Here is a 22,005-nt window from a genome sequence, read left to right as displayed (position 1 = left end):
CCACGTATTGAGAGCATGAATTGAAATACTTTTGACTGGGTTACCATGAAGTTTCCTCCCGTAGTCAGAGTGCCATAATGTGAACTCGTACTTAGCCGTACTAAACATGGCTAAATACGGGTTCACATTTATCAGGAGTCAGTAACAATACAAAAATCCGTCCAAAGTAAAAATGGACGGATTTTTTTGATTTTCTTTAAAAGTGACATTTCGCTCCATTGAGAATGTTTGTCCAGTTTGTTTTTTTATCCCTTGTGATCATCCGGTATGTACTCTAACACATCGTTAAGAGTGTAGTCATTTCCTGTCAGTGCCCGTAGAGTGTTCACGATATTATTCAAGGTATCTAAATCAAGCCTTTTCGTTTTTCCTTCGCACAAATCATAGATAAGGTTCGGTCTAACTTTTGCTTCTCTAGCCAGTGCATTTTTAGTGACGCTGGCTGCATCTAAAGTGTCGCCCAATCTTATTTTTATAGACATAGCCAATTCCACCTTTCACTTTAATGATAACCTAACGTTAAATGTTTTAAAATAATCACTTGACGTTTATCGTTAAACGTTATAAAGTTTGGGTATATTATCAATAGACGTTAAACTTTTGGCGTTAAATTGTTTGTGGTTTAAAATCAAAATCAATAATGTTTTAAATTTACCTAATGGTTATTTCTCATAATGATTATGAATAATGAGTCTCATTCTTTTTAAGGGAGGGCAATAGTGTCATGAAAATCTCAAACCATTTTGAACGTGCTTTGTTAATCCTCGACACCTTTGACCAAGATCGAGAAATGTATATTTACCAAGGTTATGTCATGAATGAGCGCTATATCATTTATGTAGATGAAGGTACGTTATGGCTTCGGCATGTACAGAGAGTTACACATATAGATCATTTATATATTGATGGAGATACTGGAGGGTTAGTCCTGGCTGAGCATATCACAGGAAATGCAAGAGAGATGCTAGAGTCAATCGTGGACAGATTGAGTGGTATGGATGCGATGACATTTCTCACGGATGTCTTATTGTGGACTCCCGACCGTGTGGATATGAATTTGATGCTTGATCGCATACTATGACAAGGCTCTCCAGCCCTCTTACAGGCTATTTTTTACAACATTTTAAGCAAAGCAGATAAATATCTTTATAATAAAAGTAAATTATTTACAAGTAAAATATTGATATTAAATTCAAAAATATAGTATTATTTAATTGACCATTGCTTAATTTTGCTTGGAAAGGTGGTGTACCTTTGAACTCAGTAGCCACAATACGTGATCATTTAGCAGACTATTTAAAAACGAATCATATGACACTCAATCAATTCTCTGAGGTATCGGGAATTAACTCAGGGACGTTGAGTGGTACGCTGAACGGGCTGCGTCCCATAGGCATGCAGCAGTTGGATCGACTAACTGCCGGGATGGGTTTAACAGAGGGTTACTTCTATGAATTATACATAAATGAGTGTTTTGTACATACAAGCCCGGATTGGCGAAGACTTGGGCCTTTTTTATACCGTTGTGCCGAACTCGGCAAGATCGATTATATGGAAGAAGCGGTTAATCTAATTATGGATAATCTTTCCTATGCACCGCTTTTGTTCGAGTTGGCTGAACAGTTATATCGTGAAGGGAAGTTTGAAGCGGCCAAGCCCTTGTACCTTTGTGTAGCTGAGGGTGAGAAAATGCAACATTCTGAACGGTTGGCTCTAAGTCAGTATCGTTTGTTCACAATCGGGCTTTCCAAGGATCAGATGAGCAATCTTGCACTGGCTACTCATTTTGAATTTTTTGTAGTTCGGCTGGACGAGCCTTACCAGCTTGATGGATTGAATGATTTGATGAATGTGTATGCTTCACTGCGCCGATGGGATAAGGTGAGGGACCTTGCTGATCAGTTAAAATTAAAAGCAATGATCCATTATGAATTAGGGGTAACATCTGAAGAGCCCGAGGCTAAACCCAAAAAGCAGATTGTTTTTTACGTTTTGTACGCATATTTAGCGCTTGGAGAAGCTTGTTTCTACTATGAAGAATATGAAAAGGCACTTCAATATGTCTCGTTGTACACCGATTATAGCTGGGTAAATAATCCGAGCGACGAGGAAAATGTTGTTATTCGTCAGTTCGAAGAATGGGCAGAAGGCAACCGTTATCTATATAAATTAATGTCAGGCAAAACAGAGGTTATCCCAAGTTATATGAACTACATCTCGGAGAGAGAGAACGAAATTTTTCCTGCTTTATGTGCAATTGTGAATGCGGCAAATCGGTTTGATATCAACATTGATTCAGTTCTTGAAGCATATGACGCGTATTTCATGTACCAAGAACAGAGTAGCCGTATTGGGAAAATCAGCGAGCAATTTACGAATGATCAATATGGTACTTTGCTTGTGGGCCTAGGTACATACTATTTAAAACATCAAGATTATAACAGAGGATTTGAGTTGATTCTTAACGGTTTGGATTTTGTAATTAAAATTAAGAATAAAGATGGTGTTCTAGAGTGTATAAAAATATTTGAAGAATTTCGGTGTTTTGCAGTTGAAGAAGCTAAACTACGATATAAAAAAATGATTCGGGAGGTTTGATGACGAATGAAGATGAAATTGGCAGTATTGATAGTTACATGCAGTATCGCAGTAGGCGTAGTTGTTCCTATAACTCAACCCATCCCCGTTGAAAAAGACCGTCCAGTGATCATGACAACTAATGGCCATGGCATGGGAAGTTAACCAGCGTTTCTTAAATTAATATGAGCTGCTCCCTCAAGTAGAATGGTGAATTGTCTACTTTGAAGGGAGCTTTTTCGTGTTGGAGTTCACCTGATTTCCTACTAATTAGCAGAATGGACTAGAATGTTACAACAGGGAGGGGTGAATATGGATTGTGGTGAGCTCAAGTTGCAGATCGAAGCAGCGAGACAAAGGCTCTATCAACTCAAGGTGGACTATGGAGATCTGCTTTATCCTCATGTTATACAGCAATCTATGGTCCTGGATGATCTAATTAATCAATACAATCAGGTTAAAATAAAAAAGCCGATTGGATAATTCAATCGACTTTGGGCGAGAAACTTTGGCGGGTCGCTCGCCCATATATTTTAACATAAGTCCACAGAGCGAAGTATCGTTATTACATACATTCCTCTTTCACAGTGACATTCTCATTGGTTACAGTGACGTATGAATTGCCCGACAAGTATTCCGTATAACCGCAAACCGTTTTGTTATAGGTTTTTCCACGACTGTCCGTGAACGCCAAGGAGACAACCCCCTCCCCGGCAAGTTTCAGCTGCGGGGCGAATTTCACGTTTGCTCCGCTGGGAATGTTCTTATCGAATACGTAGGAGGAGCCACTCTCATTGTTGTTTAACGAGTTGTCGCCTTGGACCAGGCTAGCCTGAATATTGGTGAGGTCATAGTCAGACTGATTGTGGATCGTGATCCTCAGGTGGCGAAAGGGATCGATTGCATTCAGCAAGCTCCTATAGGCGATGATGCCTATGACGATTATAATAGTGGACAAGATAATCATCTTCTTTTTGGAGAATCGACGACGTGTGTTCAATATGATCCACTCCTTTCCTATGAGGTATAAACGATGGGAAGAGATCAAAAGTTATAGATAAAATGGATACATATGAAAATTGAAGTTCAAATCGTCAGAATTACTTCATGCGCCAAGCAGGAGAACAGGATACAATAAGATACTAGCAGTGCAAAAAGGACTGCACAGGGATACTACATAATGTTGATCACTCGAAACAAGGAGGGGAATAAATTGAAACTTTCTTCAATGAATCAGGAAGATTATGTGAGTTTTCGCATTCGATCGATTAAGGATTTTGCACAGGAAAAAGTAGAAGCGGGCACTTGGGCGGAGGAAGAGGCGCAGCAACTGGCGGAGGAATCTTATGAACGTTATCTGCCAGAAGGCTTGAACACACCCGGAGCGTATCTCTACAATCTGGTGCATCCTGTGGACGGCAATGTGGGGTATATCTGGTTTAACATCACGGATAATCGTCGTGGCAAAGATGCATTTTTGCTAGACATTGTGGTTGAAGAAGCACACCGCGGTAAAGGGTATGGAACAGAGACGATGCAGGCGCTGGAACAGACGGCCTTGAGTCTTGGCGTGGATCGCATTGGTTTGCATGTGTTTGGACATAATGTGCGGGCGAGCAGCCTGTATCGCAAGATGGGATATGAGGTAACGGATCTGACGATGTACAAGGAAATCAAAGGTTAAACCAATAGCGGATGGGACGCTGGTCGAATTGGCGAAGTTCCTTGATGCCTTGAGGTTTGTCATATATAATGTATAGGATTATCCATACCGAACAAGTAATCAATGAGGAGTTGTCATATACATGGCTTTGAAAGCAGGAATTGTAGGGCTTCCGAACGTCGGAAAATCTACGTTGTTTAACGCAATTACACAAGCAGGTGCCGAATCGGCAAACTATCCGTTCTGTACGATTGACCCTAACGTGGGGATCGTTGAAGTACCCGATGAGCGTTTGGACAAACTGACAGAACTTGTTGTACCTAAGAAAACAGTTCCAACGGCGTTTGAGTTTGTAGATATCGCTGGTCTTGTTCGTGGTGCGAGCAAAGGCGAAGGTCTGGGTAACAAGTTCCTTGCCCACATTCGTGAAGTAGATGCCATTGTACACGTGGTACGTTGCTTTGTAGATGAGAACATCACACACGTCGATGGCAAAATTGACCCGGTAAGCGATATCCAGACGATCAATCTGGAGCTGATCCTGGCCGATATCGAGAGTGTTGAGAAGAAAATCGATCGCTCCAAGAAAAACATGAAGGGCGGCAACAAGTCTGCCTCTCAAGAAGTAGAAGTATTGGAGAGAGTGAAGGCTGTTCTGTATGATGACAAGCCGGCACGCAGCATGGAACTTACCGATGACGAGCTTTTGATTATACGCGATCTGCACTTGCTCACTCTAAAGCCTGTTCTGTACGCAGCCAATGTAGCTGAGGACGAAATCGGCGACGTAGCAAACAATGCTTACGTGCAAAAAGTAAGAGAATTCGCAGCTGCTGAAAATGCAGAAGTGGTGCCGATCAGTGCGAAGGTTGAAGAAGAGATTTCTGAGCTGGAAGGCGAAGATAAACAAATGTTCCTGGAAGAGCTCGGTATTGAGGATTCCGGTCTGAACCTGTTGATCAAAGCAGCCTACAAATTGCTCGGTCTGTACACATACTTCACAGCAGGTGTGCAGGAAGTTCGTGCTTGGACAATCCGTAAGGGTACCAAAGCACCTGGCGCAGCGGGTGTCATTCACACCGACTTCGAACGTGGATTCATCCGGGCAGAAGTTGTTTCCTACGACGATCTGGTTGCAGCGGGTTCCATGAACGGTGCCAAAGAGCGCGGACAACTTCGTCTTGAAGGTAAAGAGTACGTTGTCAACGACGGCGACGTTATGCACTTCCGCTTCAACGTATAAAATCAATTCAATCTACAATTAGATATAATGTTAATCAAAAGTCCTGTTGTCTTCCCGTGAAGACAACAGGACTTTTGTTATATTCTGATCGTTCCGCATACTTTAATTTTGCTGGATTGTTTGCCAGCGGTGGATATAATAAAAATGAGGAAGCAGAAGGAGGCGGAATGATGGAGAATCAGAATACAGTTCGATACGACCGATCGCTTGTGGAAGCTGCGCAATTGCCGCAAGAGACACGGGACCTGTTACTTCTGTCCGGATTACCTCAGTTCCATATGAATCAGGAAGCTCTCATGGGCATTCATTTTGAAGCAAGGACGGATCAGGGTCTCATTCGCACGAAAGATGGACGTAAAACCATGTTTCCTATCGGTTATGAATGGGATGAAATCACCGCATTGTTGGGCCTTGAAGCGGATACGGGGTTGCTCTACACGCTGAATGTTCATACCGGTGAGTATGGTGTAATAAACTCCAGTTTGAGCCTGTTTCTTACATTTCTAAAAAAGTATGATGCATTTGTCAACGAATATTCCAGGTCATATGAGCCGAGTGTGATGACGCTGGAGCAAGCCCAAGCCAAGTTGGCTGCTTTTCGGCGAGGTGAAGTTACACCTCCTGCGCAGAAATATTCACCACAAGCTAGGAAGAAAGCAATCAAGCAGCTACGGTTGTTTTATACGGATAGTGATCCGGCGAGTGTTGCAAAAGAGGATACGTGGTGGAGTGTTGTGCTTGAACAGTTGGAGGACGAGATATTATAGCGGAATGATATCATGTTTCGCTTTTATGATATAAAGCAATATTGGTTGTCTGTCGGATGAACTTTTGCTATCCAGAAGCATAAGAATATGCTATAATTAAGAGTCGTATACCTAGGTTGAATGTCACACTCGTCTTAATGAGTTAAAGCGGGTTTGATACCGGGTACGCGATTTCTTTTATATAACTTAAAAGTAAAGGATTTGATGACGTTGTAGCGATGTTATACGTCGATCATACATGAATGTGAATACATGCTGCGGTCAGGGGATTCAATGAGAATCCTGTGCGTTGTGGAATATAGATTATAGATGCAATTAATGATGAATTGAAATATTAATTGAGAATGTGATGTGTTTGGACAAAATAATGCGTGAGGTGACTATACATGTTGGATAAATTACAGGCGTTAGCCGACCGTTATGACAAATTGAGCGAGCTTTTGTGTGACCCGGATGTGGCAAGTGACAACAAAAAGCTGCGGGAATACTCCAAAGAACAATCCGATCTGCAACCAACTTATGAAGCGTACAATGAATATAAACAGGTAAGTCAGGATCTCGAAGCTGCGAAGGAAATGCAGGGGGAGAAACTGGATGATGAGATGCGCGAAATGGTCAAAATGGAAATTGACGAACTGAGCACTCGCCAGAAGGAACTGGACGAATTGATCCGTGTACTCATGCTGCCAAAAGATCCCAATGACGACAAGAACGTTATTGTGGAGATTCGCGGAGCAGCTGGTGGAGATGAAGCAGCATTGTTTGCGGCAGATCTGTATCGGATGTACACACGTTATGCAGATGCACAAGGCTGGCGTGTAGAGCTGATGGATGTTAACACCAATGATCTCGGTGGATTCAAAGAGGTTGTTTTCCTGATTAACGGACGTGGCGCTTACAGCAAAATGAAATACGAAAGCGGCGCACACCGTGTGCAGCGTATCCCAACAACCGAATCGGGCGGACGTATCCATACGTCAACTTCAACGGTTGCGGTTATGCCTGAAGCCGAAGATTTTGATATCGAAATTCATGACAAAGACATCCGTGTGGATACGTTCTGTTCCAGTGGTGCCGGTGGACAATCGGTTAATACGACAAAATCCGCAGTACGGGTAACACACGTTCCAACGGGTATCGTGGCGACGTGTCAGGATGGAAAGTCACAGAACTCCAACAAGGAAAAAGCGTTGCAGGTTCTGCGTACACGTATCTTCGATATGAAACGTATGGAAGAAGAAGCAAAGATCTCTGTTGAACGGAAGAGCAAAGTGGGAACGGGTGACCGCAGTGAGCGAATTCGTACGTATAACTTCCCGCAAAGCCGTGTGACGGATCACCGTATTGGCCTGACAATGCATAAGTTGGACCAGGTGATGAACGGAGAGATTGAAGATATTTTGTCTGCACTGACCATTGCTCAGCAGACTGAGATGATGGATAGAGGAGAATAATCTGTGACCCGCGCGCAGTTTGTCATGACGCCGGAACAGAGCTGTCGGGAAGCCTTCGTGGAGGCTTCCTCTTTTTTGGAGAAGTGCAGCGTGTACGAGCCGCAAAACAATGCCCGGCTGCTGTTGGAACATGTACTCGGCGTCTATGGCGCCCAGTACTACATGATGCAGCCGGAGCCTTTTCCCAGCGAGCATCGCAGCCGCTGGGAGGACGCCGTCACGCGCAAGGCTGCGGGTGAGCCGGCGCAATACATTATCGGCAGCCAGGAATTCTATGGGCTGCCGTTCGAGGTCACGCCGGCCGTGCTGATCCCGCGGCCGGAGACCGAGCTGTTGGTCGAGGCGGTGCTGCGCGAAGCCGACCGTGTGTTTCCTGACGGCGCTCCGCTCGCCGTCGATATTGGCACGGGCAGTGGTGCCATCGCGGTGACGATGGCTTCACTACGCCCGCGCTGGCAGGTCGGCGCCGGGGATCTCTCGGCGGCCGCCCTGCAAGTGGCCGCGCGGAATGCGGCCGCGAACGGGGTACAGATCGACTTCCGTGAAGGCGATCTGCTGGCCCCGTTCGCCGGGGCTCGGGTGGACATCCTGGTGTCCAACCCGCCATACATCCCGGCGGCAGATATCGCCGGGTTACAGCAAGAGGTGCGCGATCATGAGCCGCGCATGGCACTGGACGGCGGTCCGGACGGGCTTGCACCGTACCGTATCATGCTGGAGCAACTGGCGCTGCTGCCTGCACCGCCGCAGATCATTGGTTTTGAACTAGGCCAGGGGCAGGCTCGCGACATCGCGGATCTGCTTGAATCGGCGGGACATTGGCTGGAAATCATCATTGTACCGGACCTTGCCGGAATCGAGCGGCATGTCCTGGGTGTTCGTGCTTCGGAACAGGTGACGAAAATGTAAGGTTCCGCGGGTTTTCTTTTTCCCGTGAAATCCTCTACAATGAGATATACCGAAGATTTCTGAATGCTTGGGGGAACATAATTACATGCTGCACAAATTTAAAAAGATAGACTATTCTATCGTGTTTATACTTGTTATTCTGATGGTTATCAGTATTCTGTCCATTTACAGTACAACGTTTGGTCGTCCGAAGCTGGAGGGACTCCCAAAAAGTGCGGTGATCTTTTATATTTTGGGCTTCGTCGTCTTTTTTGGGATGTCGATGATCAACTATAAATTCATAATCAAAAACTATTTATATATCTATGGTGTGGGTATGCTGCTGCTCATTTTCGTAATGTTCTTTGGTAAAGAGTATTACGGTGCAAAAGGCTGGCTGTCCATCTTCGGGGTCAGTTTGCAGCCTGCTGAGTTGTTTAAGTTATGCCTGATTGTGTTTTTATCGGCCTTTTTGGCTCGAAAGAAAAATCGTCCGCTCTATTTCGGACGTGATGTTATTCCGATCTCACTCTGTGTTTTGCCGCCATTACTACTCGTATTGCTCCAAAATGACTTGGGAAATGCGTTGAGTTATGTTGTCATTCTTGTGGGCCTTTTATGGATTGGCAACATTAAATTTACGCATGCCCTCATTGGTTTTATTATTGCTGTGGCTGCTTTTATCGGTGGTACACAGGCATATATTCATTATCATGATGAGATTGTAAAATTCCTGAATGACATTGGACGTTCGCACTGGGCGGATCGTTTTGACCCATGGCTTGTACCGGAGTTGACCTCAAGAGATGTACTCTGGCAGACGTATAATGCAAAGCTTGCGATTGGTTCTGGCGGTATTACGGGCAAAGGCTATATGGAAGGCACAACGATTCAGTCGAATCGGGTGCCGCTGGCCTATGCTGACTCCATCTTTGTGCAGATTGGGGAAGAATTTGGTTTCATCGGTGCTTCGGTACTGCTTCTCCTGTACTTTATCCTGATTCACAGGCTGGTGCTGATTGCACTGGAGTGTAAGGATCGCGCGGGGCCTTATCTCATTGTTGGGATTATAGCGATGCTGCTCTACCAGATCTTTGTCAATATTGGTCCATTCATTGGCCTGATGCCATTGACAGGGATTACGCTGCCGTTTATCAGTTCGGGTGGTACCTCCATCATGATCAACATGATCAGCATGGGTCTTGTGATGAGTATTAAGGTCCACACGGAAGAGAACGAGGATATTCTTGGCTCTGCGGAACAACCGAGTATTACCGATCTGGTGATGAAATTGCTAAGACGCAAGCCATCCCAGCAGGAGCAATGACGTTCTCGGAATTAAAAAATCTGGGATAACAGCGTTGGGAAGTTTATTCTGTCATCTTAGTGTTAGTATTAATAATCCTTAGTTTAACTTATATAACTACAGAACCCTGGAACAGATCAGCCCTATTCACTTAGGGATGAATGTTTCGGGGTTTTTATTTTTTACGGTGGGAGACAGGCCGCTGATTTGTTTGATATTCATCCTGAAGCAATCTGATTTCCATTTTATCATCCAATTATATACAATGGAAATATTGAGTTTAATTGGAAATCGTAGAATGCTAGATTCAGGGGGATGGACGGAGTCATGTTGAGAATGTTGAAAAAGATGGATGGTGTGATTCTCTTCATCATGCTGTTGCTCATGATTATTAGTGTATTTGCAATTTACAGCGGAACGCAAACAGATGCTCATCTGGCGAGTCACCATGTCAAAACGATTTATTTCTATGTGGCTGGATTCATTGCGGTACTTGTCATCGGGCTTGTGAATTACAAGTTATACGTGAATTATGCGTTTTATTTGTATGGGTTTGGAATTATACTGCTGATTCTCGCTAATGTCCTGGGCAGTTCGATCAATAATGCCAACGGTTGGCTGAAGCTTGGGGAATTTTCTTTTCAACCGGCAGAGCTGTTCAAGATGATTTTGATTCTGTTCCTTGCTCATTTAATTGTGAAGAGACAACGAGGCACGCTGCAATTTTGGAGAGATATTGTGCCGATTGGCTGCTGGGCGTTTATTCCATTTGCTCTGGTTATGGCTCAGAATGATCTGGGCAATGCATTGGGGTATGTGGTGATTCTGGCTGCGGTATTCTGGATCGGCAATATGAGACTGAAGCATGTATTAATTGTGCTGACGATTGTGGGAGTGACCTTCTTTGGCTTTGTTAAAGCCTATACGTTCTACCATGATGAAGTATTTACTTTTCTTGAAAAGATAAAAAGGGAGCATTGGGCGGAGCGAATTGATCCCTGGCTTGTGCCCGAAAAGGCTACCTCCAAAGCGTCCTGGCATACAAAAAATGCGGGTTTAGCCATTGGTTCAGGAAGCATCATCGGCAAAGGTTATTTGCAAGGAACATCCGTTCAGAGTGGACGAGTCCCCTATACATACTCCGATTCCATTTTTGTCGTGATCGCAGAGGAGTTTGGCTTTGTCGGTGCATCCGTACTGATTCTGTTGTACTTTATTCTGATTCAACGTATGGTGTGGATTGCTCTGAGTTGCAGAGATCGCGCGGGACCCGTCATCATTGTAGGTATTATCGGAATGTTGTTGTATCAGGTATTTGAGAATGTAGGGGCTTTCCTCGGCTTGATGCCACTCACAGGTATTACGTTACCGTTCATCAGTTACGGTGGCACCTCTTTGCTCATTAATATGGCTTGTATTGGAGTGGTCATGAGCATTAAGTTGTACGGGCAAGAAGAGGAGGATGAACTTCTCATGGGGGAGCAGCCGCCCCGGTTATCGGAACGTTTATGGAGTATGCTCAAGAAAGAGAAAAGTGCTGTGTAACTGCTGAAATAGTTTAATGAAAAGCACAGTGGTGGAGCGACTAACGTGATTGTTCATTGTTCATAAGGATAACGAGGTTGATTTGCCCTGTAACCAGGTGCGGATCAGCCTTTTTTAACATGACTGGTGAGCGTATGTATATCATAGAATCGATTTAGTAGATTTATTGTATATGCTAGGTTTACTTCCGTCTCTCCCGGGCATACTGATAGACATGAGAGAGTTGCTGGTCGCGTGATCAGAGAGCCGAGGGGGAGAACGGAATGAGCAGACGAATTGTAAAACAAATTGGACTTATTATTGTATGTCTTATGATGATGATCATGATGTGGGAAGGTCAGAAAACGGATGCAGCTGTGGCGGCCGCAGCAATTCCTGAACAATCCATTCGCTTGCGTATTCTAGCAAACTCGGATGCACCGGGAGATCAATTGGTGAAACGGGAGATCCGGGATGCTGTTGTTGCTCAGATGGGCGATTGGGTAGCCGAACTGGAGAATCCGCAAAGTCTGGATGAAGCGCGCCAGGTCATTCGTGAGCATCTGTCCGAGATTGAGAATAGAGTAGGAGAAGAGCTGGAGAGTCGTGGCTTGCATTATGCATACAAGGTGGAGTTGGGTTCTGTTCCGTTCCCGACCAAACTATATGGGGGTACCGTTTATCCTGCCGGAGATTATGAAGCGGTTCGGATCACGCTGGGCGAAGGCAAAGGTCAGAACTGGTGGTGTGTGTTGTTCCCCCCGCTGTGTTTCATTGATGCAGGGACCGGGGATGCACTGGCGAAACCTTCAACGGTATCGGCTGCAGCGGCTGAACCTGGAGATGCCGAGGCATCTGTTCAGGGGGATACACCGGAAGCGAGATTCTTTCTGTGGGATATGGCTGTGAAACTGTGGAGTTGGATAACTGGATTGTTCGTATAACAACGTATATATACTATCAATAAGGGCGACTTCGATTCAGGAGGCTGCCCTTTACATATGAACTGGTAGCGAAGTTACAGGGCGACTCATGCTTGGAGCGAAGTGTGAAGGGCATCCGAGGCGGGACAGGTATGTTATAATTACTTATATTGAATATGGATATTGAAGCGAAGTAAACGAGATGTGCATGGAGTGTAAGGTGTATTTCTTACGTGCACAAGCAACCTATTATGAAGTTTAGGAATGATGGATATATGAATAGAGAGAATGAGCAAGTGCAATTCATCCCAGAAATGGGAAATGACATGGAGGTTCATGACAAGGGAACTCCAGCAGAGATGGTCACAGCCAATTGGGATGTGCGCGTTTTGGTGAACGCTGATCATCATCATGAATTGGGTAATATTGAATTAGCGGATGTGAAAAAGGGGAGCGCCCATCAAAGGGCGCTCGACGACTTGCAGGCGGCCGCAGCCTGCCTTCGTCAAGGTCAGACGGTGGCCTTTCCGACCGAGACGGTCTACGGCCTGGGTGCTGATGCGCGTAGCACAGCAGCCGTGGAGGCTGTATTTGTCGCCAAAGGCCGACCTTCTGACAATCCACTGATTGTGCATATCGCGCACCGTGACCAGTTGGATGCTCTTGTCACGGAAGTGAACGTGACAGCGGAAGCGCTGATGGCGGCCTTCTGGCCGGGACCGCTGACGCTGGTGCTGCCGGTTAGGCCGGGGGCGGTGTCACCGCGTGTCACCGCCGGTCTGGACACGGTGGCCGTGCGCATGCCCGATCATCCGGTGGCCTTGCAGTTGATCGCGGCGGCAGCATGCCCTGTGGCTGCGCCAAGCGCCAACCGCTCCGGGCGGCCAAGCCCGACACTCGCGTCTCATGTACGCGAGGATCTGGATGGCCGCATCGGCGGCATCGTGGACGGCGGCCCCACCGGGGTGGGCGTCGAGTCCACAGTGGTGCAGGTCGGTGACGAAGGTATCGTCACCATCCTGCGCCCTGGCGGCATTACGGCGGAACAGCTGTCCGCCGTTGCCGCCCGTGTCGCCACGGACCCCGCGCTACTCGCGGAGGGGGCCGTTGGCGTGGGAAGCCCGGCGCCGCGCTCGCCGGGCATGAAGTACACGCACTACGCACCCGCAGGGGCGCTGTGCGTGGTGGAGGGGCCGCCCGCAGCGGTGGCGGCCTGGATCAGCGCCGCCCTCGCAGAGGCGGCGCAGCGCGGAGAGCGCACCGCGGTGCTGGCATTCGCCGAGCACGCGGAGCAGTACCGCGCCGATGCCGTGTTCTCGCTGGGCGACGCCAGCGAGCTTGAGGAAGCAGCGCGCCGGCTATACGCCGCGCTGCGCAGCTGCGATGAGCAAGGCGCCACATATATTGTGGCAGAAGCCTGCTCACGCGAAGGGCTGGGAGCAGCCGTCATGAATCGGCTGCTCAAGGCTGCAGGGAACCAACTCATACAAGTTGGCAACCAGCAACCCTCATAACCTCTCCTGATCATACAGTCAGGAGAGCTGCGCACTCTTTTTCAAAACAATCAATGAACCATCATAACCACCATATCCACTGGCACGCCAATCCAACTTTATGCACCATGGGCATCGAGTAGATCCGTCGCCGTTTGCCTTTCATCGGTCATGTTTAGGTCCTTGTCCGCATATCGTGTACAAGAACCTTTACGTGACTTGGGGGTATGGGGATGTGGGATGTGTCTGCCCATGTAGGGCAGTTGGTAACCATTTTGATCATGGCTGTTGCGCTTGGCCTCGATGCGTTCTCACTCGGGATCGGAATTGGCATGAAGGGCATTCGGCTGCGGGATGTATTGCGAATCAGTATTGTAACGGCGCTATTTCATATCATCATGCCGCTCATCGGCATGTATATGGGCAAATACGTCAGCTCCCTGCTCGGTGACATTACGACGTATGCGGCAGGTGGATTACTTGTTCTGTTGGGTGCTCATATGATTATGAATGCATTCCGTGAAGGCGATACCAAGCTGGTGGACCACCGTTCCCTGCTCGGCGTTGTGCTGTTCTCCCTCAGTGTAAGTGTGGATTCGTTCTCCGTTGGCGTTTCCTTAGGGATGTTTAGCAGTGATCTGATTTTAACCGTACTTGCTTTCGGTTTGTGTGGCGGGGTGATGTCGGTTATGGGTCTGCTATTAGGCCGTCGGGTGAGCCAGAATCTCGGGGATTACGGCGAAGCTATTGGTGGCGCAATCTTGCTTGCGTTTGGACTTTTGTTTATATTTTAAAATAAAACTTGAGATATCATATCATTCGCACATATGTAAAATGGGGAGGCTAACACAATGAAACATATTTTATTCGTATGTACAGGAAATACGTGCCGCAGCCCCATGGCAGAGGGGCTTTTGCGCAAACTGGCATCGGAGCGCGGCATTCAGGTAGAGGTTCGCTCCGCAGGTGTGGCAGCAACGTCGGGTATGCCAATCTCTCGTCATGCGGAAGCGGTTTTGAGAGATCATAACGTCGAGGGTCCACCTCATTCCACACAACTTAGCTCCAATCTGGTAGGTTGGGCCGATCTGGTTCTTACATTAACACGAAGTCATAAGCAGCATGTCATGCAGGTTTTTCCCGATTCAGTCCACAAAACCTATACATTGAAAGAATATGTGGAGGATGATGAACAGGTATTAAGTGATGTTCAGGAGTTGGACAGCCTGTTTGCAACGCTGGAGATGAAACGTGCCCTTGGGCAAGAGATCCTGCCATCGGAGCGTGAGCGAGCTATTGAGATTAGACAACGAATTCCAAGTTTCGACATCTCCGATCCGTTTGGGGGAAGTCGTGATGATTACAATATAGCTGCAGCTGAGATTCGGACGGCATTGGACCGGCTTTTGGATAAGCTGGGATAAATCTGATCCTGCGGGACAGGTTATATAGGACATGTGATGTAAATTAACCGTTGATTTTAGCCGCGGGTTGTTTTATGATGAAGGGGAAAACAGGGATCCGGTGTAACTGGCGACGAAGTGGGCATAACCACGATGGAGCACCGGAACAAACGGCCGGTCGCCTGGGCAAAAGAGCACTTCTGCGTTACCCGCAGACTGCTCTTTTTTTCGTCTTTCATCTGATTATTCGCTATAATAGGTCCTGAGATGCCGTGCAAGAATACGAAGGACAGCCAAGAGACAGCGGGCATGATTTTATCGGGAGGCGATGATAGGATGACTATAGAGTTAGATTCGGAACAACCCGGATTGCAGGAACAGACCGCATCCATTCTGCATGAACTGGCGCTTGCAGGACAGCTTGGGCCTGGACAGATCGTTGTGATCGGTACAAGCACAAGTGAAGTCGCAGGCGCGCGGATTGGTACGAGTGGTGCCATTGAAGTGGCGCAGCAGCTTCTTGCGGGTATACGCGAAGTGCAGGAGGAATTCGGTTTTGACACGGTATTCCAATGTTGTGAGCATTTGAACCGTGCGCTGGTCATGGAACGTTCTGTGCTTACTCGTCTTGGATTGACCGAGGTTGGTGCAGTACCCGTGCCCAAGGCCGGAGGTTCAATGGCATCCGCAGCATATCGTTCGCTGACCGATCCATGCCTGGCTGAACATGTGCAGGCCCATGCGGGACTGGACATTGGGGAGACGATGATTGGGATGCATCTCCGGCATGTAGCCGTACCCTATCGTACAGCGCTCCGTTATGTTGGAGATGCACGTGTAACCACAGCGTTGACTCGTCCGAAGTTGATTGGCGGCGAACGCGCGGTGTATCGTATGGAAGAACAACAACCAGATTCGACATTTTGTGACTGATATCTTCAACCAATATAAAGCTAAATTTAGACTTTACACGAAAACGAAGAGTGCAACACCAATCTGAAGAAGCGAAGCGTTCGTCTGAAAGCTTTCCGAAGGAAAGCTACATCGGAAGCATACGCTATCCCCGGATTTTCCCCTTATTATAAGGGAGTTCAGAGAAATCCGGGGATAACAGCGATCGGAAGATGGTGATGCAATCGAAGTCAGGAGTGTAACCACTGTAGTTTAACTTTATAACTTCACTTATAACTGGGAGGAATTTAATCATGGAACAATTGCGCAAGAATGACCCGGCAGTACTGGAAGCGATGAATCTTGAACTGAAACGTCAACAGAACAACATCGAACTGATTGCATCCGAGAACATCGTAAGTGAAGCAGTAATCGAAGCATTGGGATCTGTTCTGACCAACAAATACGCTGAAGGATATCCAGGCAAACGTTACTATGGCGGTTGTGAGCATGTGGACATCGTTGAAGACATCGCGCGCGATCGTGCAAAAGAATTGTTCGGAGCAGAACACGTGAATGTTCAACCTCACTCCGGCGCACAAGCGAACATGGCAGTATATCTTGCAGCGTTGAAACCTGGTGATACTGTGCTTGGTATGAACCTTGCCCATGGTGGACACCTCACACACGGTAGCCCGGTTAACGCATCTGGTTTGCTGTACAACTTTGTAGCATACGGTGTACAGGAAGATACATTCCTGATTGATTATGATGAAGTACGCAAAGCGGCTTTCAAACACCGCCCTCGTTTGATCGTTGCAGGTGCAAGTGCATATCCGCGTACCATTGATTTTGAAAAGCTGGCTTCCATCGCCAATGATGTAGGCGCTTTGTTCATGGTGGACATGGCTCATATCGCAGGACTGGTTGCTGCTGGTTTGCATCCAAACCCGGTTCCACATGCGCATTTCGTAACAACAACAACACACAAAACGCTGCGTGGACCTCGTGGAGGTATGATTCTGTGCCGCAAAGCATGGGCAGCAGCGATTGATAAAGCGGTATTCCCTGGTTCCCAAGGTGGACCTCTGATGCACGTGATCGCTTCCAAAGCGGTAGCATTCGGAGAAGCTTTGCAACCTTCGTTCAAAACATATGCACAGAACGTTGTGAAAAACGCACAGGTTCTGGCTGAAACACTGATCGCTGAAGGATTGAACATCGTATCTGGTGGTACAGATAACCACTTGATGCTGATCGACACACGCAGTGTAAACATCACAGGTAAGGAAGCTGAGCATGTGCTTGATTCCATCGGCATTACCGTGAACAAAAATGCAATTCCATTCGACCCGACAAGCCCGTTTGTGACGAGCGGTATTCGAATTGGTACACCTGCTGCAACTTCCCGTGGCATGAACGAAGAAGCGATGGTAGCGATCGGTAAGATCATTGCCAAAACGCTGAAAAATCCAAAAGATACAGCGAAGCTGGATGAAGCTCGTGCAGAAGTGACTGCCCTGACAGACCAATTCCCGCTGTATACCGACCTTAAATACTAAAAAACTTTGCTTATGGTGTTTGTATTTGAGATGTTCTTAAAATGGGATACAAAAAAACGAAGCAGACAGAATGAGACCGCAGAAGCGAAGCGTTCGCCTTTATCCCCGGATTTTTCCCTTGTTAAAAGGAGAATAAAAAAAATCTGGGGATAACATCGATCGAAGGATCATTCTGTAGGCGGAGTGCTATTGTATTCATCATTTTCATTTTCTCAATGACATAACAGCAGGAGCAAAACAGGACCGGATGGATCATTTTCCGGTCCTGTTTTTTATAGGATTCGGTATTCTGTAATGATTGGGTGCCCTTTGATGGTGTAATTCGTTGTTGGTGATGATATAATATACAGGATTTATCGAGCCCATGAATGGTGGCTAGGTATATTTGGAAATGCTGAACATGAAGAACTTACCGGAGGGACAAATTAGATGGGAAAATTAGTAATATGTGATCACCCTTTGATTCAACACAAACTGACGTTTATACGCGACATGCGTACGAATACGAAAGATTTTCGTGAATTGGTGGATGAAGTGGCAACGTTGATGGCTTATGAGATTACAAGAGATGTTGAACTGGAGACGATTGATGTACAGACACCTGTAGCTGCAACACAAGGTAAAGTCATCTCTGGACGCATGCTCGGATTGGTGCCGATTCTCCGTGCAGGACTCGGAATGCTGGATGGCGTTGTGAAATTGTTGCCAGCCGCAAAAGTTGGACATGTTGGTCTGTTCCGTGACCCGGAAACACTGCAACCGGTAGAGTACTACACCAAACTGCCTACAGACGTGACGGAGCGTCAATTGATTGTAATTGATCCGATGCTGGCGACTGGCGGTTCGGCAATTGCAGCCATTGACGTGCTCAAAAAACGCGGCTGTACCCAAATCAAAATGATGAACCTGGTAGCAGCACCGGAAGGCGTTAAAGCTGTACAGGATGCACATCCCGATGTGGACATCTATGTAGCAGCATTGGACGACCGTCTGGATGATCATGGTTATATCGTTCCAGGGCTTGGAGATGCAGGAGACCGTCTATACGGCACTAAATAAGCATATCGCATGCTTGTAATCGGAACTTATAGAAAAGGGGCTTTGCTCGAATGTCCAACAAAATTAAAGTCATGACGATCTTCGGGGTGCGTCCGGAAGCCATCAAGATGGCTCCGCTTATTTTGGAATTGCAAAAACACCCTGAGTCTATTGAATCTATTGTTTGCGTAACTGCGCAGCATCGCCAGATGTTGGATCAGGTACTTGAAGTTTTCGACATTCATCCCGATTATGATCTGGATGTAATGAAAGACCGCCAGACATTGAATGAGATTACAATTCGTGTCCTTGGCGGTCTGGAGCCGGTGTTAGCGGAAGCTAAACCGGATATTGTACTGGTTCACGGAGATACATTGACTACCTTTGTAGCGAGTTATGCAGCATTTTTGCAACAGATTCAGGTAGGACATGTGGAAGCAGGACTTCGGACGTGGAACAAGCTGTCTCCATATCCAGAAGAGATGAACCGTCAGCTGACAGGAGTACTGGCTGATCTACATTTTGCGCCTACGGACTGGTCTTCTTCCAATCTTGCCAAAGAAAATAAATCGGAGTCTAGTACGTACGTCACAGGCAACACGGTAACAGATGTGTTTCAATATACAGTACGGGAGGACTACACACACCCGGTACTTGATTGGGCCCAAGGCAAACGCCTTGTGCTGATGACAGCTCATCGCCGTGAATCTCAAGGCGAGCCTCACCGCAACATTTTCCAGGCCGTCAAACGGATTGCCGACGAATTTGAAGATATTGCCATCGTGTACCCGGTGCATCCAAGTCCTGCTGTGAAGGAGCCGGCTCACGCGATTTTGGGGAATCATCCCCGTATTCAATTAATTGATCCACTAGACGTGGTGGATTTGCATAACTTTTACCCGCATACTCACTTGATTTTGACCGATTCAGGCGGTTTGCAGGAAGAAGCACCTTCGTTTGGTGTGCCTGTGCTCGTATTGCGCGATACAACAGAACGCCCGGAAGGTATTGAAGCCGGAACGCTGGAACTGGTAGGTACCGAAGAGGAACGTGTGTATGAACGGACCAAAGCTCTGCTTACAGACCAAACCCTGTATGCAAGCATGAGTCAGGCTGCCAATCCATACGGTGATGGACATGCTTCGGAAAGAATTGTCAATGCGATTTTGCACCATTTCGGTGTAAATAGTGAGCGTCCGGAATCATTTCACAGAAAATTCAAAAAATAATACATTTTTTCTGACGGATTTATAAAGGGCATAGCATACAGTTAAACTGTACGGTTTACGCGGGTTTATGGGCTTTGAGGGTCTGTATTCCCGTCGTTTTCCCCTTTAAAACGCTAAAATCATTCAATTGACAAAGGCTCTCATCATTCAGTAAAATTAACTGGGATTGCAAGGGTGGCGTGGAAAATGGCCGATTCGAACAAACCAAATTCATCCCGTAACCATGACGATAATGTATGGAAAGCGATGGGGCTCGTGACAGCTTTTGGGATCGAGATTGCCATTCTCGCTGTTGCCGGATATTACGCTGGCTCCTGGTTGGACAAGACCATCGGAGGTAACGGAATATGGATCGCCGTAAGCGTTCTCTTTTTTCTTGCGGCAGGCGGTGTAAGCATCTACTTTATCGCGAAAAAAATCATGGGGGAAAGTGATGAGTGAACTAACCAGATACCGCAGATCGATGACTGTTTTCATCATGTACTTTCTTATGATTTGTTTTCTCGCAGCGGCCTTTATGCCACGTGTGGAGACAATTGCTTTGGGACTGGCCCTCGGTACAGGAATTAGCTGGATCAATGCATTTTACTTGGGCTACAAAGTAAGGAAAATGTCTGATGATGCGGCAGAGGGTAACTTGAAGCGTGTGAACCTGGGATTTTTGACAAGAGCGGCACTCGCTGTGCTCGGTATATTCATATCGATGCGCTTTCCGCAGTACTTCAATACATATGCGGTTGCAGGCGGTCTCGTCATTGCACAATTTTCCTTACTGATTATAGGGATTGTCCATTCCCGCAGAGCAGAATGATGTTAAGGGCTGTAGCTTTCAAGTCGAGAAAGGGGTGAGAAAAATATGCATGAAGCTCCAATTATTATGCTTGGCGGATTTCGACTGGATCTATCGGTTCTGTTGATGCTGGTAGTTACAGGTGCCCTTGTTTTTATTTTTGCTGTACTGGCAACACGGAGATTATCCGTTGAAAATCCCGGCAAGCTGCAAAATTTTATGGAGTGGGCAGTAGAATTCGTCCGCAATCTGATTTCCAGCACAATGGATATGAAGAAAGGTAAACATTTTATCTCTCTCGCTCTTTCCATGATCATGTTCATTTTTGTAGGAAACATGCTCGGACTTCCATTCCAAGCAGTAACTGCAGTGGACAGTGCAGAACATGCGCAAGTGTTCGGTCAGCCGATTGTTACCGCGGTGGAGGCGTTTGAAAAAGCGCATGCCAAGGATCCTGAAGCACACCCACACGTTGAACTGGCCTGGTGGAAATCACCAACAGCCGACTTGTCTGTAACGATGGGACTTGCTCTCGTAGCGTTCCTTGTATCTCATGGACTTGGATTGTTCCGTAACACCAAAGGATATCTCCAGCATTACCTGAAGCCATTCGCCTTGTTCTTGCCAATCAACTTGATTGAGACGGCATCCAAGCTGTTGACACACGGTATGCGTCTATTCGCGAATATCTTCGCGGGTGAGGTACTGATCGCAACGATCCTGAAACTGACCACATTTAAAGTGTTTGGTGCTATTGCAGCGATTCCGCTACTTATGGTCTGGCAAGGCTTTAGTATCTTTATCGGCGCGATCCAGGCATTTGTGTTTGTTATCTTGATGATGGTGTACATTTCACAGAGCATCGAGACGCACGACGAGCATTAAGTTTCAAGCCCTACGAAGATTTCTTCACCAGGCTGAACAATAAAAAATTCGATTTATCATTTTAAGGAGGATATACAAATGGGAGCAATGGCATTAATCGCAGCAGCAATTGTTGCAGGACTGGGCGCGTTTGGCGCAGGTATTGGTAACGGTATGGTAATCAGCAAAACGGTGGAAGGTATTGCCCGTCAACCGGAAGCAAAATCCACTCTTCAAACAACAATGTTTATCGGTGTAGGTTTGATCGAGGTATTGCCGATCATCGGTGTGGTACTCGCGTTCATGTTCTACGGTATGGCTTAATTAAATTTTAAAGGTTTGGCGGGGAAGGCCATAGCCATCCGCGCCTTCTTTTTAGGTAATGTCCGT

At 46.7% G+C, this 22,005-nt stretch carries 25 protein-coding genes and 1 riboswitch; of the genes, 23 read left to right on the top strand and 2 right to left on the bottom strand.

All coding sequences use genetic code 11. The features are described 5' to 3' along the window. Nucleotides 1-245 precede the first annotated feature (245 nt). On the bottom strand, nucleotides 246-482 hold the full coding sequence (locus tag ABTV53_RS25940; protein WP_076253622.1) for a helix-turn-helix domain-containing protein: 237 nt from the start codon (nucleotides 480-482) through the stop codon (nucleotides 246-248). Between the two features lie 242 nt (nucleotides 483-724). Here ABTV53_RS25940 and ABTV53_RS25935 point away from each other — a divergent pair, with 242 nt between their 5' ends. The 4 genes from ABTV53_RS25935 to ABTV53_RS25920 all read left to right on the top strand — a co-directional run bounded on the left by ABTV53_RS25935 (nucleotide 725) and on the right by ABTV53_RS25920 (nucleotide 3,060). After that, entirely contained in the window at nucleotides 725-1,081 is a 357-nt protein-coding gene (locus ABTV53_RS25935; protein ID WP_307415874.1) for a hypothetical protein, read from the top strand. Nucleotides 1,082-1,395: 314 nt separating this feature from the next. Beyond that, complete coding sequence (locus ABTV53_RS25930; RefSeq protein WP_433747918.1) at nucleotides 1,396-2,598, top strand: transcriptional regulator; 1,203 nt, start codon at nucleotides 1,396-1,398, stop codon at nucleotides 2,596-2,598. Between the two features lie 6 nt (nucleotides 2,599-2,604). Next, on the top strand, nucleotides 2,605-2,742 hold the full coding sequence (locus ABTV53_RS25925) for a hypothetical protein (RefSeq protein ID WP_307415876.1): 138 nt from the start codon (nucleotides 2,605-2,607) through the stop codon (nucleotides 2,740-2,742). Nucleotides 2,743-2,889: 147 nt separating this feature from the next. Beyond that, on the top strand, nucleotides 2,890-3,060 hold the full coding sequence (locus tag ABTV53_RS25920) for an aspartyl-phosphate phosphatase Spo0E family protein (protein WP_433747915.1): 171 nt from the start codon (nucleotides 2,890-2,892) through the stop codon (nucleotides 3,058-3,060). 82 nt (nucleotides 3,061-3,142) lie between these two features. Here ABTV53_RS25920 and ABTV53_RS25915 read toward each other — a convergent pair whose 3' ends face one another. Continuing rightward, complete coding sequence (locus tag ABTV53_RS25915; RefSeq protein WP_433747912.1) at nucleotides 3,143-3,577, bottom strand: hypothetical protein; 435 nt, start codon at nucleotides 3,575-3,577, stop codon at nucleotides 3,143-3,145. 213 nt (nucleotides 3,578-3,790) lie between these two features. On the opposite strand from ABTV53_RS25915, the gene ABTV53_RS25910 reads away from it, so the two are divergent. From ABTV53_RS25910 to atpE, 19 genes are all read left to right on the top strand, one after another. Then, entirely contained in the window at nucleotides 3,791-4,261 is a 471-nt protein-coding gene (locus ABTV53_RS25910) for a GNAT family N-acetyltransferase (protein WP_433747909.1), read from the top strand. A 121-nt stretch (nucleotides 4,262-4,382) separates the two neighbouring features. Further along, nucleotides 4,383-5,483 carry a redox-regulated ATPase YchF gene (ychF, locus tag ABTV53_RS25905; protein WP_076332544.1) on the top strand — a complete coding sequence of 367 codons (1,101 nt, stop codon included), beginning with the start codon at nucleotides 4,383-4,385 and terminating at the stop codon, nucleotides 5,481-5,483. Nucleotides 5,484-5,650: 167 nt separating this feature from the next. Further along, nucleotides 5,651-6,250, top strand: a complete 600-nt coding sequence (locus tag ABTV53_RS25900; protein ID WP_433747906.1) for an SUKH-4 family immunity protein — start codon at nucleotides 5,651-5,653, stop codon at nucleotides 6,248-6,250. Nucleotides 6,251-6,636: 386 nt separating this feature from the next. Next, nucleotides 6,637-7,704: a peptide chain release factor 1 gene (gene prfA / locus ABTV53_RS25895; protein ID WP_091036276.1), complete on the top strand. Its 1,068-nt coding sequence runs from the start codon at nucleotides 6,637-6,639 to the stop codon at nucleotides 7,702-7,704. A 24-nt stretch (nucleotides 7,705-7,728) separates the two neighbouring features. Further along, a complete protein-coding gene (gene prmC, locus ABTV53_RS25890) occupies nucleotides 7,729-8,613 on the top strand; it encodes a peptide chain release factor N(5)-glutamine methyltransferase (RefSeq protein WP_433754346.1) in 885 nt (294 codons plus the stop codon). An 85-nt stretch (nucleotides 8,614-8,698) separates the two neighbouring features. Then, entirely contained in the window at nucleotides 8,699-9,919 is a 1,221-nt protein-coding gene (locus tag ABTV53_RS25885) for an FtsW/RodA/SpoVE family cell cycle protein (protein WP_433747903.1), read from the top strand. 306 nt (nucleotides 9,920-10,225) lie between these two features. Then, nucleotides 10,226-11,443 carry an FtsW/RodA/SpoVE family cell cycle protein gene (locus ABTV53_RS25880; RefSeq protein WP_433747901.1) on the top strand — a complete coding sequence of 406 codons (1,218 nt, stop codon included), beginning with the start codon at nucleotides 10,226-10,228 and terminating at the stop codon, nucleotides 11,441-11,443. Between the two features lie 263 nt (nucleotides 11,444-11,706). Continuing rightward, nucleotides 11,707-12,366: a stage II sporulation protein R gene (gene spoIIR / locus ABTV53_RS25875; protein WP_433747898.1), complete on the top strand. Its 660-nt coding sequence runs from the start codon at nucleotides 11,707-11,709 to the stop codon at nucleotides 12,364-12,366. Nucleotides 12,367-12,659: 293 nt separating this feature from the next. Continuing rightward, entirely contained in the window at nucleotides 12,660-13,859 is a 1,200-nt protein-coding gene (locus ABTV53_RS25870; RefSeq protein ID WP_433754345.1) for an L-threonylcarbamoyladenylate synthase, read from the top strand. 212 nt (nucleotides 13,860-14,071) lie between these two features. Next, a complete protein-coding gene (locus ABTV53_RS25865; protein ID WP_433747896.1) occupies nucleotides 14,072-14,632 on the top strand; it encodes a manganese efflux pump MntP in 561 nt (186 codons plus the stop codon). A 57-nt stretch (nucleotides 14,633-14,689) separates the two neighbouring features. Beyond that, nucleotides 14,690-15,262 carry a low molecular weight protein arginine phosphatase gene (locus tag ABTV53_RS25860; protein ID WP_433747893.1) on the top strand — a complete coding sequence of 191 codons (573 nt, stop codon included), beginning with the start codon at nucleotides 14,690-14,692 and terminating at the stop codon, nucleotides 15,260-15,262. 92 nt (nucleotides 15,263-15,354) lie between these two features. After that, nucleotides 15,355-15,436: riboswitch (ZMP/ZTP riboswitch) on the top strand. A 141-nt stretch (nucleotides 15,437-15,577) separates the two neighbouring features. Continuing rightward, on the top strand, nucleotides 15,578-16,174 hold the full coding sequence (locus ABTV53_RS25855; protein WP_433747890.1) for a TIGR01440 family protein: 597 nt from the start codon (nucleotides 15,578-15,580) through the stop codon (nucleotides 16,172-16,174). A 272-nt stretch (nucleotides 16,175-16,446) separates the two neighbouring features. Beyond that, nucleotides 16,447-17,694, top strand: a complete 1,248-nt coding sequence (gene glyA / locus ABTV53_RS25850) for a serine hydroxymethyltransferase (protein ID WP_165980299.1) — start codon at nucleotides 16,447-16,449, stop codon at nucleotides 17,692-17,694. A gap of 429 nt (nucleotides 17,695-18,123) precedes the next feature. Next, complete coding sequence (upp, locus tag ABTV53_RS25845; RefSeq protein WP_017691929.1) at nucleotides 18,124-18,753, top strand: uracil phosphoribosyltransferase; 630 nt, start codon at nucleotides 18,124-18,126, stop codon at nucleotides 18,751-18,753. Between the two features lie 50 nt (nucleotides 18,754-18,803). Further along, nucleotides 18,804-19,961, top strand: a complete 1,158-nt coding sequence (wecB, locus tag ABTV53_RS25840; protein WP_433747888.1) for a non-hydrolyzing UDP-N-acetylglucosamine 2-epimerase — start codon at nucleotides 18,804-18,806, stop codon at nucleotides 19,959-19,961. Between the two features lie 186 nt (nucleotides 19,962-20,147). After that, the gene (locus ABTV53_RS25835) at nucleotides 20,148-20,402 is read left to right on the top strand and encodes an AtpZ/AtpI family protein (protein WP_017691931.1); all 255 of its coding nucleotides are present in this window, start codon (nucleotides 20,148-20,150) and stop codon (nucleotides 20,400-20,402) included. Then, nucleotides 20,395-20,772: an ATP synthase subunit I gene (locus ABTV53_RS25830; protein ID WP_062836961.1), complete on the top strand. Its 378-nt coding sequence runs from the start codon at nucleotides 20,395-20,397 to the stop codon at nucleotides 20,770-20,772. The genes ABTV53_RS25835 and ABTV53_RS25830 overlap by 8 nt, the downstream gene beginning before the upstream one ends. A gap of 45 nt (nucleotides 20,773-20,817) precedes the next feature. Next, nucleotides 20,818-21,636: a F0F1 ATP synthase subunit A gene (gene atpB, locus ABTV53_RS25825; RefSeq protein WP_433747884.1), complete on the top strand. Its 819-nt coding sequence runs from the start codon at nucleotides 20,818-20,820 to the stop codon at nucleotides 21,634-21,636. A gap of 78 nt (nucleotides 21,637-21,714) precedes the next feature. Beyond that, nucleotides 21,715-21,939, top strand: a complete 225-nt coding sequence (atpE, locus tag ABTV53_RS25820; RefSeq protein ID WP_017691934.1) for a F0F1 ATP synthase subunit C — start codon at nucleotides 21,715-21,717, stop codon at nucleotides 21,937-21,939. The last annotated feature ends 66 nt before the right edge of the window (nucleotides 21,940-22,005 follow it).

It is taken from the genome of Paenibacillus amylolyticus, from assembly GCF_050990605.1.
GTDB lineage: Bacteria > Bacillota > Bacilli > Paenibacillales > Paenibacillaceae > Paenibacillus > Paenibacillus amylolyticus_H.
This window is presented reverse-complemented; position numbering and strand designations above follow the sequence as displayed.

Excerpts from the sequence above, each read along its gene's own strand:
- ABTV53_RS25940 (WP_076253622.1), bottom strand. The coding sequence starts at position 482 with ATGTCTATAAAAATAAGATTGGGCGACACTTTAGATGCAGCCAGCGTC.
- ABTV53_RS25935 (WP_307415874.1), top strand. The coding sequence starts at position 725 with ATGAAAATCTCAAACCATTTTGAACGTGCTTTGTTAATCCTCGACACC.
- ABTV53_RS25930 (WP_433747918.1), top strand. The coding sequence starts at position 1,396 with ATGCAGCAGTTGGATCGACTAACTGCCGGGATGGGTTTAACAGAGGGT.
- ABTV53_RS25925 (WP_307415876.1), top strand. The coding sequence starts at position 2,605 with ATGAAGATGAAATTGGCAGTATTGATAGTTACATGCAGTATCGCAGTA.
- ABTV53_RS25920 (WP_433747915.1), top strand. The coding sequence starts at position 2,890 with ATGGATTGTGGTGAGCTCAAGTTGCAGATCGAAGCAGCGAGACAAAGG.
- ychF (WP_076332544.1), top strand. The coding sequence starts at position 4,383 with ATGGCTTTGAAAGCAGGAATTGTAGGGCTTCCGAACGTCGGAAAATCT.
- ABTV53_RS25900 (WP_433747906.1), top strand. The coding sequence starts at position 5,651 with ATGATGGAGAATCAGAATACAGTTCGATACGACCGATCGCTTGTGGAA.
- prfA (WP_091036276.1), top strand. The coding sequence starts at position 6,637 with ATGTTGGATAAATTACAGGCGTTAGCCGACCGTTATGACAAATTGAGC.
- prmC (WP_433754346.1), top strand. The coding sequence starts at position 7,729 with ATGACGCCGGAACAGAGCTGTCGGGAAGCCTTCGTGGAGGCTTCCTCT.
- ABTV53_RS25885 (WP_433747903.1), top strand. The coding sequence starts at position 8,699 with ATGCTGCACAAATTTAAAAAGATAGACTATTCTATCGTGTTTATACTT.
- ABTV53_RS25880 (WP_433747901.1), top strand. The coding sequence starts at position 10,226 with ATGTTGAGAATGTTGAAAAAGATGGATGGTGTGATTCTCTTCATCATG.
- spoIIR (WP_433747898.1), top strand. The coding sequence starts at position 11,707 with ATGAGCAGACGAATTGTAAAACAAATTGGACTTATTATTGTATGTCTT.
- ABTV53_RS25870 (WP_433754345.1), top strand. The coding sequence starts at position 12,660 with ATGGGAAATGACATGGAGGTTCATGACAAGGGAACTCCAGCAGAGATG.
- ABTV53_RS25865 (WP_433747896.1), top strand. The coding sequence starts at position 14,072 with ATGTGGGATGTGTCTGCCCATGTAGGGCAGTTGGTAACCATTTTGATC.
- ABTV53_RS25860 (WP_433747893.1), top strand. The coding sequence starts at position 14,690 with ATGAAACATATTTTATTCGTATGTACAGGAAATACGTGCCGCAGCCCC.
- ABTV53_RS25855 (WP_433747890.1), top strand. The coding sequence starts at position 15,578 with ATGACTATAGAGTTAGATTCGGAACAACCCGGATTGCAGGAACAGACC.
- glyA (WP_165980299.1), top strand. The coding sequence starts at position 16,447 with ATGGAACAATTGCGCAAGAATGACCCGGCAGTACTGGAAGCGATGAAT.
- upp (WP_017691929.1), top strand. The coding sequence starts at position 18,124 with ATGGGAAAATTAGTAATATGTGATCACCCTTTGATTCAACACAAACTG.
- wecB (WP_433747888.1), top strand. The coding sequence starts at position 18,804 with ATGTCCAACAAAATTAAAGTCATGACGATCTTCGGGGTGCGTCCGGAA.
- ABTV53_RS25835 (WP_017691931.1), top strand. The coding sequence starts at position 20,148 with ATGGCCGATTCGAACAAACCAAATTCATCCCGTAACCATGACGATAAT.
- ABTV53_RS25830 (WP_062836961.1), top strand. The coding sequence starts at position 20,395 with ATGAGTGAACTAACCAGATACCGCAGATCGATGACTGTTTTCATCATG.
- atpB (WP_433747884.1), top strand. The coding sequence starts at position 20,818 with ATGCATGAAGCTCCAATTATTATGCTTGGCGGATTTCGACTGGATCTA.
- atpE (WP_017691934.1), top strand. The coding sequence starts at position 21,715 with ATGGGAGCAATGGCATTAATCGCAGCAGCAATTGTTGCAGGACTGGGC.